We start from the raw sequence: 573 nt of genomic DNA on the forward strand, positions 1-573 counted from the left end.
AAATCATCGAAGAGGCTGAAAAAGTAGAAGCTGCGGCTCAAGAAGCTGAAGCAGAACTTGAAGAAATTGGTGACGAGAAAGACGCTAAGATTGCTCAACTAGAAGCGGCATTATTGTCTAGCGAAACCAAAGTAAAAGATCAGCAAGACGCAGTGCTTCGTGCAAAAGCTGAAGTTGAAAATATGCGTCGTCGTACTGAACAGGAAATCGACAAAGCGCGTAAATACGCTCTTAACAAGTTCGCTGAAGAACTGCTTCCTGTTATCGATAACCTAGAGCGTGCGATTCAAGCAGCAGATACAGAAAACGAAGTGATTAAGCCGATCCTTGAAGGTGTTGAGCTGACTCACAAGACGTTTGTTGATGTGGTTGCTAAGTTTGGTTTGAAAGAAATTAACCCTGAAGGCGAAACGTTCAACCCTGAATTCCACCAAGCAATGTCTATTCAAGAAAGCCCAGATCATGAATCAAACACCGTGATGTTTGTTATGCAGAAGGGTTATGAGTTAAACGGCCGTGTGATTCGTCCTGCAATGGTTATGGTTGCTAAATAACGACGCAAGTCACTGCAAA

General features: G+C 43.1%; 1 protein-coding gene. It reads left to right on the forward strand.

The window, feature by feature from the left end:
* Positions 1–2 precede the first annotated feature (2 nt).
* Positions 3–554: a nucleotide exchange factor GrpE gene (gene grpE / locus R7040_RS28605; protein ID WP_052034643.1), complete on the forward strand. Its 552-nt coding sequence runs from the start codon at positions 3–5 to the stop codon at positions 552–554.
* Positions 555–573 lie beyond the last annotated feature (19 nt).

The organism is Vibrio sp. 1069, assembly GCF_033340555.1.